The sequence below is a fragment of the Paeniglutamicibacter selenitireducens genome (assembly GCF_051550675.1).
In the GTDB taxonomy this organism is placed as follows: domain Bacteria; phylum Actinomycetota; class Actinomycetes; order Actinomycetales; family Micrococcaceae; genus Paeniglutamicibacter.
On the sequence record NZ_JBPULF010000012.1, the window covers coordinates 93,556 to 109,778 of the forward strand.

12 protein-coding genes are annotated in these 16,223 nt (G+C 65.5%); 10 read left to right on the forward strand and 2 right to left on the reverse strand.

Annotated features, from left to right (window positions below):
• Positions 1–22 precede the first annotated feature (22 nt).
• Together ACSYDW_RS17520 and ACSYDW_RS17525 are read right to left on the reverse strand one after the other, a co-directional pair.
• The gene (locus ACSYDW_RS17520) at positions 23–1,369 is read right to left on the reverse strand and encodes an ABC transporter substrate-binding protein (RefSeq protein WP_438340016.1); all 1,347 of its coding nucleotides are present in this window, start codon (positions 1,367–1,369) and stop codon (positions 23–25) included.
• Positions 1,366–4,095: a hypothetical protein gene (locus tag ACSYDW_RS17525; RefSeq protein WP_438340017.1), complete on the reverse strand. Its 2,730-nt coding sequence runs from the start codon at positions 4,093–4,095 to the stop codon at positions 1,366–1,368. Before ACSYDW_RS17525 ends, ACSYDW_RS17520 begins: the two co-directional genes overlap by 4 nt.
• A 322-nt stretch (positions 4,096–4,417) precedes the next feature.
• On the opposite strand from ACSYDW_RS17525, the gene ACSYDW_RS17530 reads away from it, so the two are divergent.
• The 10 genes from ACSYDW_RS17530 to ACSYDW_RS17575 all read left to right on the forward strand — a co-directional run bounded on the left by ACSYDW_RS17530 (position 4,418) and on the right by ACSYDW_RS17575 (position 16,203).
• A complete protein-coding gene (locus ACSYDW_RS17530) occupies positions 4,418–4,699 on the forward strand; it encodes a pyrophosphorylase (RefSeq protein ID WP_438340018.1) in 282 nt (93 codons plus the stop codon).
• Positions 4,700–4,845: 146 nt separating this feature from the next.
• A complete protein-coding gene (locus ACSYDW_RS17535; protein WP_438340019.1) occupies positions 4,846–10,290 on the forward strand; it encodes a DUF6531 domain-containing protein in 5,445 nt (1,814 codons plus the stop codon).
• A 142-nt stretch (positions 10,291–10,432) separates the two neighbouring features.
• Positions 10,433–11,104 (forward strand): hypothetical protein, encoded by a 672-nt coding sequence (locus ACSYDW_RS17540; RefSeq protein WP_438340020.1) that lies wholly within the window; start codon positions 10,433–10,435, stop codon positions 11,102–11,104.
• 131 nt (positions 11,105–11,235) lie between these two features.
• Positions 11,236–12,144, forward strand: coding sequence for a hypothetical protein (locus ACSYDW_RS17545; RefSeq protein ID WP_438340021.1), 909 nt, complete (start codon positions 11,236–11,238; stop codon positions 12,142–12,144).
• Positions 12,145–12,515: 371 nt separating this feature from the next.
• Positions 12,516–12,887 carry a hypothetical protein gene (locus tag ACSYDW_RS17550; RefSeq protein WP_438340022.1) on the forward strand — a complete coding sequence of 124 codons (372 nt, stop codon included), beginning with the start codon at positions 12,516–12,518 and terminating at the stop codon, positions 12,885–12,887.
• A gap of 24 nt (positions 12,888–12,911) precedes the next feature.
• Positions 12,912–13,319: a hypothetical protein gene (locus ACSYDW_RS17555; RefSeq protein ID WP_438340023.1), complete on the forward strand. Its 408-nt coding sequence runs from the start codon at positions 12,912–12,914 to the stop codon at positions 13,317–13,319.
• A 205-nt stretch (positions 13,320–13,524) separates the two neighbouring features.
• Positions 13,525–14,049: a hypothetical protein gene (locus ACSYDW_RS17560; protein WP_438340024.1), complete on the forward strand. Its 525-nt coding sequence runs from the start codon at positions 13,525–13,527 to the stop codon at positions 14,047–14,049.
• 347 nt (positions 14,050–14,396) lie between these two features.
• Positions 14,397–14,756: a hypothetical protein gene (locus ACSYDW_RS17565; RefSeq protein ID WP_438340025.1), complete on the forward strand. Its 360-nt coding sequence runs from the start codon at positions 14,397–14,399 to the stop codon at positions 14,754–14,756.
• A 42-nt stretch (positions 14,757–14,798) separates the two neighbouring features.
• Positions 14,799–15,593: a hypothetical protein gene (locus ACSYDW_RS17570; protein ID WP_438340026.1), complete on the forward strand. Its 795-nt coding sequence runs from the start codon at positions 14,799–14,801 to the stop codon at positions 15,591–15,593.
• Positions 15,594–15,651: 58 nt separating this feature from the next.
• Positions 15,652–16,203, forward strand: coding sequence for an SRPBCC family protein (locus ACSYDW_RS17575; RefSeq protein ID WP_438340027.1), 552 nt, complete (start codon positions 15,652–15,654; stop codon positions 16,201–16,203).
• Positions 16,204–16,223 lie beyond the last annotated feature (20 nt).

The following is a 16,223-nucleotide window of genomic DNA, read 5'->3' on the forward strand; positions in this document are numbered from 1 at the left end:
TGGCCACTGCCGGTGCGCCGGTTCAGTCCGCGGTGTTTCCCGCGAACCAGATGGCCGTGCCGGTGGCGTTCTTGCCGCCTTCGGGGGCCGGGCGCAACCCGAGGTCCTGTTCCGAGGCGTTGAGCCGCACCGGCTCGCCGGTCAGGGCCTCGCGATTGGAGAAGTCCAACGCGGGGCCGGCGATCCCGTCGGCCGGGCCGACCGACAGGCCACCAAGCGCGGCGCCCACCAGCTTCGGGTCGTTGCTGCCCGCCGCGGAGACGGCGCGCACCATGGCAACCATTGCATCATGGCTGCGCGAATCCGCGGACTCCGCCACGGCGGCGAACTCCTGGTCGCCGGTGAGGTTGCGGGCCTGCGGGTCGCTGGCGTGCATGCGGAGCCCGGCCAGGAAGGCGGACATGCCGCGTCCGGAGGCGTCCGAGCGCAGGGCCACCGCATCCCCGGCGTCGGTGCCCACGGTGAGCAGGCGGCCGGACAGCGTGCCGCCGGCCTGCTGCAGGGAACTGGCGAACGCCGGGCTGGTTGCCGAGGGGGTCAGCACGACCGGGACCGCGACGTTGGCCGCCTGCAGCGCCTGCACCAGGAGCCCCTGCTGCCAGGCGCTGCCGCTGAGCAGGATCGCGTCGGCGGGGTTCCTAACGGTCTTCGCCGGCTTCCCGTCCCCGGTGTCCCCGGCGTCTTCCGTGGACGGAGTGCCGGTGAGGCGGGCGGCCTCCGCGGCAACAGCCGTGGCGTCCTCGCCCGGGCCCACTTCCAGGGTGGAGGCGACGCGGACGCCTTCGGGGGCGCCGCCGGCATCGATCAGCAGGGTCCGCTCGGACCCGGCCAGCATGGAGGTGAGTGCCGTGGACACCTGGTCGGGCGCCGGGGCGGTCCGCCAGGCCTGCGCCTCGGTGTCCAGCTCGCCGGACAGGTAGGGCAACACCAGCGGGACACCCGCGTCGCGGGCCGCCTCGAGGGCTCCGCCCACGTGTTTGCCGTCGGTTGCCACGATGATTCCCGCGGCACCCTCCGCGACAAGCTCCTGGACCGCGGCGCGGGCGCCGGCAGCCGAGCCCTTGTCGTTGCGGGTGGCGATGTCCACGGGCGTCCCGCCCATGTCGAAGCGGCGCTCGGCGACTGCGGCACCCTGTGCCGCATCCTTCCACTGTGCGCCTTCACCGGTTTCCGAGCCGAGCGTCACCACGACGCCGATGAGGGTTCCGGCCGGGACGTCCGTGGCGCTCAGGGCCACGGGCACGCTGGTGGCCACCGGGTCCGTCGCCACGGGAGCGCCGGGGCGCACGAGGAAAACGACAAGTGCAACGACGGCGGCGATTGCCACGAGTGCGCCGGCGCCCAAGGTCAGGGCCTTGCGGCGGTTCACTTCTGGCCTCCGATCCGGAAGGCATAGAGCGTCTGCGACGCAGCCCCGGACGGGACCTCCAGGTGGAAGCTCGGCAGGGTTGTCGCGGCTTCCATGGAGGCCTTGAACTGTGCCTGGCGCTGCAGGATGCCGGCAACGTCCTCGGAGCGGATGTTCGCGTAGCCCTGCGCGTTTTGGGTGGCCAGCGCCAACTGGTAGTCGGCTGTGTCGGCCTTGGCGGCGCTGGTGGCCATCGAGCCGAGCAGGCCCGAACCGTTCACGGTGCGGTCGCCGAGGTCGAGCATGACCTTGGTGAGGTCCGCGGCCAGCAGGGTCGAGGCGCCCGCGACATCACGGGTCGAAGCGGAGGTGCTCTGTTCGATTCCCTTGAGGGAGGTTGCCGTCTGCTCGCTGATGGCGGTGGCCAGGGCCTCGCCTTCCTTGGCCAGGGCATCGTGCTGGGCATCCACGGATTCCTTGGCACCCTTGGCCACGTCGGCTGCCGTGGTGGTCAGGCCGGAGACGGAGCGGTCGAAGGAGTCGACCACTGCGCTGGTGCCCTGCGTGGCCTGGTCGGCTACCACCCGGATCTGGCTGTCGATGAGATCGGTGATGTCAGAGGCCGCCTCTGCGGTGGTGTTGCGCAGCGCGTCCTTGATGCCCTTTTCGAGCTCGGACTGCTGCTTCTCCAGGGCCAGGAGACCCGCGCCCATCTCGTCGCGGTTTTTCTGTGCGGCCGTTGCGAGGGTCTTGAGTTCGGTGATGCCGGCCCCGACGTTGTCGCTGCCGCCCTTCACAGCCTTTGCCAGGTCGTTGATCTTTTCATCGATCGTCGCCAGGCTCGCCTCGGCTTTCTTGATGGCCTTGTTCACCGGGGTCTTGGGGATGGAAATACCGGCCAGCGATGCCACGTCATCCCAGGCTTCCCCCTGCTCCTGCAGGCGTTCGTCCATCGGTGCCGGGAATTCCCCGAGGGACAGTGCGGCTTTGGCCGGTTCGGTTTCTTGATCGGTGACGCACGGAGCATCGGTCATGTAGCGAAGGACCTTCTCGGCGTCCTTGAGCTCAATCTTCTCGTCATTGACAAGTTCACACAGGTCGTCGGCGAGTTTCGCATTCTGCTTGGCGAGCGATCCGCGGGTGTCCTTGTCGCCGATCTTCTTGCTGTTCTTAGCGGCCAGCCCGTGGATCGAATCGAAGTTGTCCTGCAGGTCATCCAGGGTTTCGTCGATCTCGGAACCCAGGTCCTCCAGCGCGGCGTCCGCCTCGTCAGTCGAGGTCCGGAGCGCGACGATTGCCTGGTTGACGTCCTTCTTTGACGCGGTCTTGTCCAGTTCCTCCAGTGCGGCGGCCAGATCGTCGATTCCGGCCGATACATCCTCATGGCGTGCCAGGGCGCCGGCAAGGATTTCCGGTTCCAGTGCGGCGACCAGTTCGTCGCCCTGCTGGACGAGGCTGACGAGCGCTCCCACAACGGAAACCGATGAAGCATAGAAAGCACACGTCATCGAGGGCTCGGTGCAGGTCTCGGCAGTCGGCTTATTGGGGCCGACGGTGCGCTTCAGCGACTCCGCCACCTCGTCGCGGCAGCTTGCCGTCGACTGGGCGAATCCGTCGAGCTGGGCCGACATGAGCACCAGGCTCGAATAAACGGTCGAAGACTCGTCCGTCGGCGCGACAACCGTGGAGCAGCCATTGCCGTTGAGTACCGGGCGGGGCGGTGCCGCTTTGGTGTCGCCGAGCATGGCGTCGACGGTGCCGACGGTTTGGCTCAACTGGGCGATGGTGGTTGATTCGGTTCCCGATACCGTGGCGTCGAGGTCGCCCTTGAGCGAGCCGAGCTGGTCCTTCAAACCGGACATGGTCCCGGCGAGCGATTCGGTGCTTTCCTTCAGGTGCGCGGCGGTGCTGACACCGAGGGTCTTCGAGGTGCTCTCGAGGTTGGTGCGCACGTCGGTGATGGTGGCGCCGGCGCGGCCGAGCACGTCGTTGACGTCGGCGATGAGGTCGATGGTCCGGCGCTGGAGCGCAAGTTCCGAGGTCGGGCTGGTGTTGAATGCAGAATCCAGGACGCCGTCGACGGAAAGGTCGGTGGCCATGCCGGGCTGCACCGCAAGGTCGATCTGCGGGGTCTTGAAGTCGGTGACGTCCGCAACGAGCCGCAGCGTGGTGCTGGCCGCGGCGCTCGGCGGAGCCAGGAGCGTGGCCCACTGAACGATGGTCTCGCCGTCGGGTGAGGCGCTGACGATGCCGTTGGTGCCGGCGGCCTGGTCGCCCGATTCCCCGACGATCCGGCTGGGCGCGACGTTGGGGAGGACCGTGGAGGCCGCGATGCTCATGGGTGCGCCCACGAGGGTCGGAGCCGTGCGCGACTCGCCCGCCACATCGAAGGTCAGCTCCTGCGAGGAAACGGTGAGGTTCTCGACGGTCAGCTCGATCTCGACCCTGCCGTTGTAGCCGGCAAGCTCCTCGAGGTTCGACCCGGTCTTTTCCGCCGTGCGGTACTGGGTGCTCACGCGGACGGGGAGGTCATTTGCCACTTTTTCGGTTTCGTAGACGGTATCGACGCTGGAGGAGTTCCCCGTCGCATCGTCTACCGAGACCGCGGTGCCGTTGACCGTGGTGATTGCCCCGTTGGGGGCCAGCGACACGTTGACCGATTGAAGAACGCGCGAGGGCGTGCCGATCGCCTGGGGCGTGTTCGTGCACGACGTGGTGAGCGCCAGCGCGGCAACGGTGAGGATCACTCCCGCCGTACGGACCAAATACGGACTGCGCGTCCGTTGAACTGCGTTGTGCTGGCGTGAGCGCGTGTCGGTCACTGATTCCCCTGTCGTGTTCAAATATCCCATTGAATAATAGGGGGCGGGGGACGTGAATCGAAAAATGTTGCCCGCACCTGCCTGAGGGGAGCGGTGGTGGAGCATCAGGCAATTCAGGCGGGACCTCGCGAAATGTAGTTCGCGAAATCTTGGTACGGACCTATTCATCTTGTTAGGGTTATTCAGTCCAAGTCCCTCGGGAGTACGTCCGTACGGGGGCCGTATCAAGATTCCTGGAGGATTTCCCATGTCTCGTGTTTTGTCAACGGAGCAGGCCAAGACGGCTATTCAGCAATTGCAGGCGATCATCAACGGTGGCTTCACCGACCAGATCAGCCAGCTTGACGCCCAGGGCCGCGTCCTTTCCGACCCCAACGTCTGGGACGGTCCGCTGGCTGCACAGTTCCGCGGTGCGACCTGGCCGGAAACCAAGGCAGCACTGGACAAGGCCCGCACGGAGTTGGAGCAGCTGCGCACCCAGCTGAACCAGATCTCGCAGAACATCTTCTCCGCGGGCGGCGGAAACTAGTCTTTTCTGCAATCGCCCCCGTTGTCGCCGGCACGGCGCCGGTCCGATGGCGGGGGCGATTTTGTTTCTTTCGAGGCCACTTGGCTTCTCGGGTGGCTATATAAGAGGACCGCGAGGTCCTCGCTGTTGATGAGGGAGATGCACGCGTGACCGATCTGGGAGTCTTTGCGCACGATGTTACGTTCGACGACGGGACAGCCGATGCCCTGATATCGGCTTTCTCCACCGCGGCGTCGGCCATCGAGTCGCAAGCGGGATCGCGTGCCTCATACGTCGCGACAGCGGGCACCGAGTTCAAGGGCCGCTTCTCGGAGCTGTTCGCGGACAACGCCCGGGTGGCTTCGGCCGACGCACTGGAGCTTTCCGACAGGTTGCGCGAGGTTGCCACAGGTGCCCGCAGGCTGAAGGAAGAAGCCCGCAAGGAAAACGAGCGACGCCGGTTGGCCCGGGAATGGAAACAGCGCCGGGACGAACGCGAAGCGAACTGGCTCGACAGCGCGGTTGACTGGTTCATCGGTGCGGAGGATCCCCCCGTCGGGCCGCCCGCCGCCGAGGTGCGGGTGGAAACGGCCGCGCCGCGTTCCGGCGTGCGCCAGACCCCGGCCCCGGGCAGCGGTGGCGGTGGTGGCGGAGTGTCCGCCGCACGCCCCAGCGACCTGCGGTCCTTCGCCACCGGCTCGGCGACGCTTAATGCGGAACTTTCCGGCAAGCCCGGTGCCCTGCGCGGCAAGCTTGCCGATTTCGCGGCGCGCTGCACCCACGGATCCCTTAACGCCGATGGCGTGGTCACCGGATTCGACAGGTGGCTGGCCGCCAACGACCAGGACGCAGCCTGGGCGCGGACCATTGCCGATGCCTTTGCCGCGGCCGGCGGCGAGGGAAACGTCTCGCAGGTCTCCGACGCCGCCCTCCTGGCGGCCCTTGCCTCGCAGGGGATCGACGCGGAGCGGCAGGACCTCACGATCGACCTGCCGCAGACCCTTGGCGCGCCCCCGACCACCGGGTACTCGAACGACCCGGTCAACACCTCCACCGGAAACTTCCTGGAAACCGAGGTCGACCTCGGCTTTGCCGGTGCCGCGTCGTCGCTTTCGGCGGCGCGCACCTACAACTCGATGGACGAGCGCGTGAGCGCCTTCGGCCCCGGATGGGCCTCCGTGTTTGAAACCCGCCTGGAACTCGACGACGAGGGTGCCTCGATGGTCCTGGCCGACGGCCGCCACGTGCGCTTCCCGCGGCTCGGCGCCGGGTGGGACCGGGCCGACGGTGAAAACTTCTGGCTGGACCGCGAAACCGCCGCCGGCACCATCCCGGAGGGCGGAACCGGTGCCGCCCCGGCCGAGGTCCTGGTGGCACGCGACAACGCCGGCTCCCGCTGGGTTTTCACCCCCGCGGGAACCTGGCTTTCGAGCGACACCGGTCCGGGCACCGCGGTATCCGCCCGCAGGAATGCGGCAGGCGCCGTCACCGAACTGGTCCACGAACATGGGCGCGGGATCCGTGCCGAATGGTCGGGGGAACGCATCACGGCCCTCGTGGCTTCGGACGGGCGCCGCATCGGCTTCGAGTACGACGGGCGCGGGCAGCTGGTCTCCGCCGCCGGACCCGCCGGCGTGCGCAACTACGGCTGGAACGATGACGGGCTGATCGACGTCGTCACCGACGCGGCCGGAGTCAGGGAAGCTGTAAACACCTACGACGACCACCGCCGCGTGTACACGCAGGTCTCGGCCTTCGGCCGCCTCACCCGCTTCGCCTACCTTCCCAACCGCCTGACGGTGATCTCCGACCAGGACGGAACCCGCTCCAACACCTGGGTGGCCGACGCCAAGGGCCGCCTGGTCGGGGTCGTCGACGCCGACGACAACCGGCAGAACATGAGCTACGACAGGCACGGCAACCTCGTCTCCGTGACCGAGCGCGACGGCACCGTCACTGTCCATGCCTACGACCGGCGCGGCCGCAGGACCCGCACGGTGACCCCCTCCGGCGCGGACATCGGTTACGGCTACGACGACGCCGACCGCCCGGTCACCGTGGTGACCGAGTCCGGCGGGATCGTGCAGTACGAGTACTCCGACGACGCATCGCGCAACCCCTCGCTCATCATCGACCCCGAGGGCGGGCGCACCGAGCTCACCTGGCAGGACTGCCGGCTCACCGAGGTCACCGACCCCGTCGGGGTGCGCGTGCGTTTCGGCTACGACTCCTTCGGCGACCTTGTCACCATCACCAATGCCGTGGGCAACACCGCAACCCTGGAACGCGACGACGCCGGCCGGGTCACCGCGGCGGTGTCCCCGGGCGGGGCCCGCACGGCCTACCTCTACGACTCCGCCGGGCTGCTGCGCTCCCGCCGGGACGCCGACGGCGCCCTGTGGAGCTTCGAATACGCACCCGGCGGCGCCCTGGCCGTCGTCACTGACCCGCTGGGCGCCCGCACCGAGATGACCTACGGCTCCCACGGCCAGCTCGCCGGCACCGTCGACCCGCTGGGTCGCGCGGTGACGCGCACACTCGACGACCTCGGCAACCTGGCGGGCATCGAGCTCCCGGACGGCGCCGAGTGGCGCTTCACGCACGACGCGCTCTCCCGGCTGACAGGCATCACGGATCCGGCCGGGCACTCCTGGGCGCGCGAATACGGCGGCAACGGCGAGCTCACCGCCACCACGGACCCCACCGGGGTGCGCCAGGCCTACGCGGTGGACGCCGTGGCCGGAACCGCCACCGTGCAGGACGCCTTCGAGCGCAGCAGCATGCGCTTCGACGAGTTCGGCCGCCCCGTGGCGGCTGAGCGTGCCGACGGCGGCACCGAGCTTGTCACCTATGACAGGTGCGGCCGCCCGGTGGAACTCGTCGACGCCGAGGGCGGGCTGACCCTGCTGCGCCGCGATGCCGCGGGCCGGGTCGTGGAACACCGGACCCCGGGCGGGGCCGCCACGCACTTCGAGTTCGATGCCGCGGGCCGCCCCACGGCAAGCACCGACCCCTCGGGGGCGCGCACCACCCTTGAATACGACGCAGACTCCCGCGTCGTCGCCCGCGTCTTCCCGGGCGGGGACACCGAGCGCGTGCGGTACGACGCCGTCGGCCGCGTGCTCTCCCGCTACACCCCCGGGCGCGGCACCTCCAGCTACGAGTACGACCTCGCCGGGCGGATGGTGCGCGCCAAGGACCCGTCCTTCGGGCGGCGCAGCTTCCGCTACGACGCGGCCGGGCAACTGATCGAGGCCGTCAACGGCCTGGGCGGCAAGACCCGCTACGCCTACGACTCCCGCGGACGGGTCATCGGCATCACCGACCCGCTGGGCGCCACCACGCTGCGCGAATACAACGACGCGGACCAGGTCGTCGCGGAAACCGACCCGCTGGGCCGGACCACCACCGCGGGCTACGACGAGGCCGGCCGCCAGCTCTGGCAGTGCGACCCGGAGGGCCGGCGCAGCGAATGGACCTACGACGAGGCGGGTCGCCAGACCTCGCTGGTGGTCAACGGGCGCGTGGTGATGCGCATGTCCCGGGATGCCCGCGCGCGGACCATGGTCGTCGCGGACCACACGCGCGCCGATGTCGTGGAGGTCGAGCACCTGCTGCGCTTCAACCGCCGCGGACAGATGCTCCAGCGGCTGCGCAACGGCGTCGGCCCGTCCTGGGAGTACGACGTCGACGGGAACCGCACCGCGATGGTCGATCCGTTGGGCGTGCGCACCGAATTCGGGCGCGATGCCGCAGGGCGCGTCGCCACAGTAGAGCACCCGGTCTTCGGGCGCATCGCCTACGAGCACGATGCCGCCGGCCGCCTGGTGGGGGCCGTCGCCAGCGACACGGTCCAGCGTTGGGACTACGCAGAGGGCGCCCTGGTGCGCCACGCAACGACAACCGTCGACGGCGTCGACGAGACGGTGATCCGCCGCGACGAGGACGGGCGCATCGCCGCGATCCTCGCCAACGGCACCGAGACCCGCTTCGCCTATGATTCGGCGTGCCAGCTGGAGCGCGCCCTGCGCGGCGACGCCGAGGCCTCGCAGTGGCGTTTCGACCTGGCCGGGCGTCTGGTGGCAGAGTCCATCGGGGGCGTCGCCACCGAGTTTTCCTACGATGCGGCGGGGCAGCTGCGCTCGCGCACCGGCGCTGCCGGGACCACCACCTATGCCTATGACGGGTTGGGCCGGCGGACCGCCGTCGTGGAGGCCGACGGTTCGGCCCGGGGCTTCGAGTGGTCCGAGCGTGGCTGGCTGAGCGCCGTTGTCGCGGAGGCATCCGACGGGGCCTCCTCGCGCAGCGAGCTGTGGGTTGACGCCCTCGGCGAGCTGGGGGATGTCAACGGCACCGAGGTTTGGTGGGATTCGGCCGAGGTTGCCCCGCGCGTGTTGGCACTGGGCGGCAAGTCCGTGGCGGCGCTGCCCGGCGGTGTGACAGCCGTGGGCCAGACGGTGCTTGACGCCGGCTGGCGCAGCGGCCACGCGACAGACGCGGGAAGCCCGTGGGGCATGTCCGCCGGCGCCGTTTCGGGATTGCCCGCGGGGTTGTCCGTCAGCGCGTCCGGCGGCGTGCAGGTTGCGGGGCTGGACTGGTTCGGTGCCCGCGCCTACGACCCGCTGACGCGCGGGTTCCTGTCGGTGGACCCCCTGGATCCGGTGATTGGCGCCGGCTGGGCGGGCAACCCGTATTCGTATGCCGGAAACGACCCGCTGCATGCCATCGACCCGCTGGGTTTGAGCCCTGTCACCGAGGCGGACCTGCAGGCCTACCGGGACGCCAACAACGGCGCGCTTGCCGCCGCCGGCGACTGGATGGCCGACAACTGGGAGTATGTCGCCGGCGGTGCGATGGTTGTCGCCGGTGGAGTATTGATGGCCACGGGTGTGGGTGGGCCGGCCGGCATGATGCTTGTCGCTGGCGGTGCCGATGCCATCATCCAAAAGGCAACGACCGGGAAGGTCAACTGGGTGCAAACGGCGGGCGTAGCCGTGCTTGGTGGCGTCGGTGGCGGTGCAGCCATGCTGGGTAAGACCGCATTCTCCGCGGCCACACCGGCCGCGCGGATCGCCGGAAGCCTGGCCATCAATGTCGGCGTGAACGCAAGCGTCGGCGCGGCCGGTGGCGGATTTGTGTATCTGGCAAAGAACGACTTCCAAATCAAGAACCCGCGGGAATTTGCCGGTGCAATGCTCGGTGGCGGCACGGCCGGAGCCATTGGAGGGTTGGCCGGGCCCGCCGGAGGATCTATCGCGAAGCTCACGGGTTCCACGGCCACAAGCGTTACGGCTCGCTTGTCGACCATCGCTGTCGGAGCCAGCGGAGGCATGTCGGGAACTACCGTTGATAGTCTCGTCTCTGGCAAGGAACTGACTCTGGCGGATCTTGGCTGGGGCGCTGCGACGGGCGGAGCATTCACTCAACTGCCTGGCGGACCGACCCAGATGACTACGCTGCGCCAGATGCCGTACTTCCAGCCCAGCACGCTGAGCGGCGCATTCTCGGGAGCCAACGGCCATGCCTTGTGGTCCTCCGCAGGTGTCGGCGCGGGCGTCGGATCGGGTGCCGATATGACACGTTGGCTTGTCGAACAAGGAACAGGTGGATAGGAAAATGGCCGGGAAAGCTTCACAAAAGCCCCGCTACGCAAAGGGTGCAGACCCGGTCCAGTGGGGTGTCGCTGTGCTCGGCCCAGTCGCTGCCGTTGCTCTGACATGGGGAACCGCTGGGTCCGGAGCATTACCCATTGCCTTGGCAGCAGTTGGCGTGGGGCTCGTCTTCGGAATCGTCACGTTCTTCGTCCTGCCTCCGAATGCTGCCCGTGCAGTCCTGGTGTTGGGCTTCCTGGCCGCGGTGGGTGTCCTGGCTTCCAGCCGGAACGAACTCGTGGTCGGGCTGCCGACATTGTTGCTCAGCTCCATAGCAGGCTCGATTGTCGGCGCCCATCTCCGGTATCTCGCAGACCGCAAGGGAACCGCTGTCCAGCCAAGCACGGGCGGGTCGGGGCTGCGTGTCCAGTGGCAGGTGGGCCGCAAGCAATTCGAGGAGGGCGACGGAACTGCAGCCTCCCTTGAACAACGGATCGGTGCCCTGGACGGTTCCAAGCAGTCCGTGGTCAGTGCGCTGCGGGGCACTGCGCGGATGGATTTCTGCGGTGATGCCCGCGGTGCAATGGTTGTCTACTTCTCCCCGGACACGAGGAGTGAAGAGCGGTGGAGTTTCTTGACGACGCCTGGCGCGGATTCCGGCCGGTCGGATGTCGTGATCGGTGATCTCAAGGGATCGTTCTCGTTTGAGGAGTGCACGGACGCAGCGTCGGCGGTGGCTGCTGCGCGGCACTTTGCGGCGACCGGGGGAGCGGACCCCAAATTCACGTGGGTAACCTCCCCCGAGGTCTTTGACCGCCGCCCCTTGCCCTCCTGAGCGAGGTGGGTTGATGCAGTCGGGGTGCGCCGGGGTGCGCCGCTTGTCCAACAATTTGAGTGCCCGGAAGGCGGGGTATACCCGTCCTTTGTTCAAGACTTCCAACCCAACAGCTACCTGAGGACCACACCATGAGTGGGTTGCCTGAAAACACGCCGTCGTCCAGCGAAGCGGTTCCCCGATACAGGGTTCGCCGGATCAACAATGGTCCCTCCAACATGTTGAGGGGGCGCATCTACGACATGGAAGCCACTCCCGCCGGCGCAATGATTCCAGCGTTCCGTGTGCGTGAGCAGAGCCCGATCGGGCTGATGAGCGCAACGTCATGGCCATCGGTGTTGCTGACGAACGAGCCTCGAATGGATGCCAAGGAAGCACGCCAGCTTGTCGCACGTGCTGACCGGCTGCGTTGGGCCAGAAGCGGCGAAGGGTCCCGGGTCGGTGGGTGGGTCGCATCCACGCCAAACGACGATGGGCAGCACTGGCCGGTTGACGGCGCGGAAGCCCGGCGCGCGCTGATGGATGTCCAGTGGCTTGCCCAATGGTTCCGGGAGTTGGTCGCCGTCGATACGTTGCATCGGGTTTATGCGTTGATCGGGGCGGGTGACCCACGCTCCGCGTTGGAGGCATTGGCTCGCGCGGTTTGCCTCGAGGAAGTTGAGGTTCCCCGGAGGCACGCATTTGCCCTTGAGCGTCTGGGCGGCCTGCATGGGGTTGACGCACTGGTGTTGGAATCCGTCTATGAGCGGGTTCCGGAAGACGATCAGGCGTGGGCGTGGGCGCATACTTTGAACCTGCCGAAGGTGCGCCAGCGATGGCTTACCAAGGAACAAGGCCAGGAGCATCGGTTCATGGAGGTTGAATTCACGCCTCTGGGGGTGCGATGGCCGGAGTGGACGAAGCGCGTGAACGATAGCCCGAAACTCACCGAGCCGCTGTTGGGAACAGAGTTTCAAGGTGAACTCAAGCGGGCGGTTCTCAGGGAGTACGACGGAGGGTTGTACAAATGGCAGTCACTGTGCGCGGAGGACCTCATCTAACGGGTCGATGCTGCTTCGGAGCCGTTAGGCAAACGGCGGGTGCGCATTGCACGGTTCTGCCGCAGAAGGGGCTGCCAATCTGCGGTTTGCCGCGACCGGCGACGGTAGGCAGTTGCAGGACTCGATCAGAGATGAAGTTCAAATGGGAGCGAGTCCGCATGCAAAGGCATGGCGATATCCGCCGTTGGGGCGTCGGATTTTGTCGCGTAGAGCCTGCTTGTTCTGACCGTGCTTGCCATTTCGATCGGAGGCCAGCTCGTTGGTGGCCAGCATGACATGGTGCTTCTGTCCGGGACGATTCATGGCACAGTTTTTCTTGCAGAGACCTTGGCGTCAATCGCTTTCGGTGCGTCGAAAGGTGCATGTGGATCGTGGAGGAGAATTCAATGATGGTGCGTAGTTCCACTAAGAGTACCGATTTCGTAGGAATCACAGTCGCGGCGCTAGCCATCGCAGGGGGGATCTTGATTCCCACTATCTGGTGGGATGCACGAGTTTTTACAGTCCTCGCCGTTGCCTTGAGTGGGTTCATGTTTGGCGGCTGCACGTTCATGTTTGCCAAGGGCCGATTGCAGATTTTGCTCTTTTTCGTGGCTTTTATCGGGGTTCTTCTTTGGATTCGAGGTTTTCAGAACATACAGGGCGGAACCGGTGGCATCGGCCTGACGTGGTTCATGCTCGTAATTTCCGGAACCATTATTGGTGCGAATTTTCGCCCGGACCAAAAGCAAAAGGCGAAGTAAACAGCTTCGCGTGGACTCGTGGTAATGGGTAAGGGCGGGAGGAGGTCGTTCGAAGACGAATCCGCTACCGTCGAGGCACTTGAAAAACGCGTAAGGTCTCTGGATGGCAAGAAGCGGGCGCTTGTCCGCGCACTGCGTGGCTCTGCGCGGATGGATTTCTGTGGGGATGCGTATGGTGCGATGGTTGTCCACTTCTCCCCGGATCCATCGGATAACAAGCTGTGGTGCATGTTGTCGACGCCGGGAGCGGAACACGGGCAGGTTGACGTCGTGATCGGGGATCTGGAGGGATCGTTTGCGAACTGGGAGACGACCACCGTGGATTCCGCGGTGGTTGCGGCCCGCCACTTCGCGGCAGCAGGGAAAGCGGCTCCTGATCTGACATGGTATGCGTCGAAGGATGTATACGAGCGACGTCCGCTGGCTTCGTGATCCCCGATGCGCGCCGATTGACGCCGGTTGCACGAGTGGTGGCGCCTGCGCTACTACAGTATGTCCTTGCATTCGCTGCGGCCGTGGTTGGCCTGGCAATTCCGCTTGGGGTGGGTTCGTTTCCGGTTCTAGTACTATTTTTTACCTAGTAGTTCTGCTGCTCTCATTCGTTTCCGGCGCACGGCAGGACCCCTACAAGCGCAAGATGACCTATCCGCTGGTGATCGTCCTCTCTCTGGCGTTGTTGATCAATTTCGGGCCGATCACCTGGACGATCACGGCGTTGTCGGGTTGCGCCGTTCTCGGAATGACGCTCGGGCGTGCACGCCGGGCGGCGCGGGAGGGGGCTGAAGTTCCTCCCGCTCCGGAGACGGACCCGATGGCGGTGCCGGGCTCGACGGTGGCGACGTGGGCCATCGGCAAGGACCGTTTCGAAGAGCTGGACCCCAGTGGGGAGAGACTCGACGAGTTACTCGGGCAACTTGATGGCCATTTCTCGGTCCTTACCCTGAGGCGTGGTTTGGCTCGGATGGATGCCGTTGGTATCGCACCGGATGCCGTCGAAGTATATGAGACGAATGACGTTGGATCGCCCGAGTGGCACACGCTCGTTGCCTCGGGGCGAACGATGTTGGGCCCCGAGATGTCCGCTGCAGCTTCGCCGGACCATGTGGGGGGGGGGGTGAATCGTTGCGTCGGGCGCATGTGGCGGCACGCCACTTCGCGGTGACCGGTTGGCGTTCGCGCGATCTTGCCTGGTCCGGGAGAGGCAATTCGGTCTGACTTAATCCGGTGCTCATCGCCGAGATCGCCAACGACTGAACCGTTCCGAAACGACTAACCCAAAATGCCAGTAGCCAGTCATGGGCCCAAGAATTATGAGAACGATAAACATGGCAACAGTGCGGATTGAACAAAATTCGATGCTTGCGGTTTTATGGATCGTGGATGCCGGAGTGCATATTGAACTAAGTCAACTCGTCTCTGGATAGCAGACTGGCCAGGGTGCTACCTGCTGCTCTTTTCGTTCGAGTCAGTCGGATATATGAGAATCATGGAAGAAAGGGAGGTTGATTCATGAATGGTTCGGCAAGGACTATTTCCTTCGCGGACATTTCTCGAAAGATGCTTCTTTTCGCTCGATACCTTTACAGTGTGCATTTACCACAGGCCGCGGAAGCCTTCGAGGATTTTGCGCGTCAGCTCGAAAGAGGGGTCACCGACGACCGCTTAAATGACATTTGCAATGATGTGTTGTCGTCACTACGGGCTGGGCCGATGACCATCGGCGACAGGTACATTACGAAACCAGACGGTTCACCTGACAGCGCTGAGACTGATAACTACTACGCCTTGATTGATGAACTTCGTAAGTTTGCCCGCTCGAATCTTCACAGGAAAAAGACTGCTCGCTTCTTTCACGGATTTCGCCGGTGAAACGCGAGGCAGTTGGCCTAGCTGTGAATGATGGATCGCGAGATGAAAAAACCTCCCTACGCGACGGGTGCTGACCCAGTTCAATGGGGTGTGGTTGCCGTTGCCCCGGTGGCGGCTGTCGCATTGACGTTGAGTACGACAGGAATGCCAGCCCTCCCCGTCGTCTTGCTCGCTTTGATTGTTGGGCTCGTGTACGGAGTCGCCGCCTTTTATGTGCTGCCACCGAATGCCGCCCGGGCGGTCTTGGTGCTTGGCTTCCTTGTGGGGGTGGCCGTGCTCATTTCGATGAAGAGCGCGCTTGTTCTTGGCCTGCCGACATGGCTGCCTAGCGGAGTCAGCGGGTCCATTGTCGGCGCCCATTTCCGGTATCTTGCGGACCGCAAAAATGCCGGGGATGAGGCGCGCGCAGGATCGTCGGGACTGCGTGTCCAGTGGCAGGTGGGGCGCAGGCAATTCGAGGAGAGCGCTGGAGCCGGAGCCACACTTGAGCAGAAGATCGGTGCCCTTGACGGGTCCAAGCGGTCCGTGGTCAGTGCGTTGAGGGGCACCGCGAGGATGGATTGCTGTGGGGATGCGAATGGGGCGATGGTTGTCTATTTCTCCCCGGACACATCGGATGACAAGCTGTGGTGCATGTTGTCGACGCCGGGAGCGGAACACGGGCAGGTTGACGTCGTGATCGGGGATCTGGAGGGAGTATTTGCGAACTGGGAGACGACCACCGTGGATTCCGCGGTGGTGACGGCCCGCCACTTCGCGGCAGCAGGGAAAGCGGCTCCTGATCTGACATGGTACGCCTCGAAGGACGTATACGAACGACGGCCGCTGGCTTCGTGATCCCCGATGAACGTCGCTCGTCACCTAGTTTCCCATTGTAGAGAGCAGCTCCAGGGTCGTGCGCCATGGCCTGTTCGATGGCCTGCCGGAAGGCATTGTCGAGCTGTCGGAGTTTGCAGAGGGCCCCTTGGAGGTTCCTGTAAGCATTTCATTGCCGGCCGCTTCGTGGCACGATTCGGCCATGACACGTTTTCAGGCGTTGGACGTTCAGGAATCGATTCATGTTCCCGTCGCGAGGGTCTGGGACTTACTCACGGATTGGGTAGCCGCACCGAAATGGATGCCCGGCGTTGACTCCATGGAGGCCGAGCAGCTCACGAGCCTTGGGGCGGTCATTGACTATCGCTCCGGGCCCCACGAACGCCAGCTGGTGATTAGTGAGCTGCAAGATGGGCGGTCGATTACGCTCTCGACCGGCGGCGGGGACATCAGCGTTCTGTACAGCTACGAGCTTTCTGAGGGGCCGGGACAAACCACGGTTCGACTCATGGTGAGTGTTTCTGCCGCTGCCGAGCTCGAAGAAGAGGTCGGGGAATTGCTTGCCGCGATTGCGGACTCGGAGTCCGGGACCCTCAAAGCACTGAGAATCTACGCGGAAGCCGCGCCATAAAGCCTTGGGCATCCTGACTC

Coding starts and splice junctions, on each gene's coding strand:
- ACSYDW_RS17530 (WP_438340018.1), top strand. CDS start 4,418: ATGTCTCGTGTTTTGTCAACGGAGCAGGCCAAGACGGCTATTCAGCAA.
- ACSYDW_RS17545 (WP_438340021.1), top strand. CDS start 11,236: ATGAGTGGGTTGCCTGAAAACACGCCGTCGTCCAGCGAAGCGGTTCCC.
- ACSYDW_RS17555 (WP_438340023.1), top strand. CDS start 12,912: ATGGGTAAGGGCGGGAGGAGGTCGTTCGAAGACGAATCCGCTACCGTC.
- ACSYDW_RS17560 (WP_438340024.1), top strand. CDS start 13,525: ATGACCTATCCGCTGGTGATCGTCCTCTCTCTGGCGTTGTTGATCAAT.
- ACSYDW_RS17565 (WP_438340025.1), top strand. CDS start 14,397: ATGAATGGTTCGGCAAGGACTATTTCCTTCGCGGACATTTCTCGAAAG.
- ACSYDW_RS17570 (WP_438340026.1), top strand. CDS start 14,799: ATGAAAAAACCTCCCTACGCGACGGGTGCTGACCCAGTTCAATGGGGT.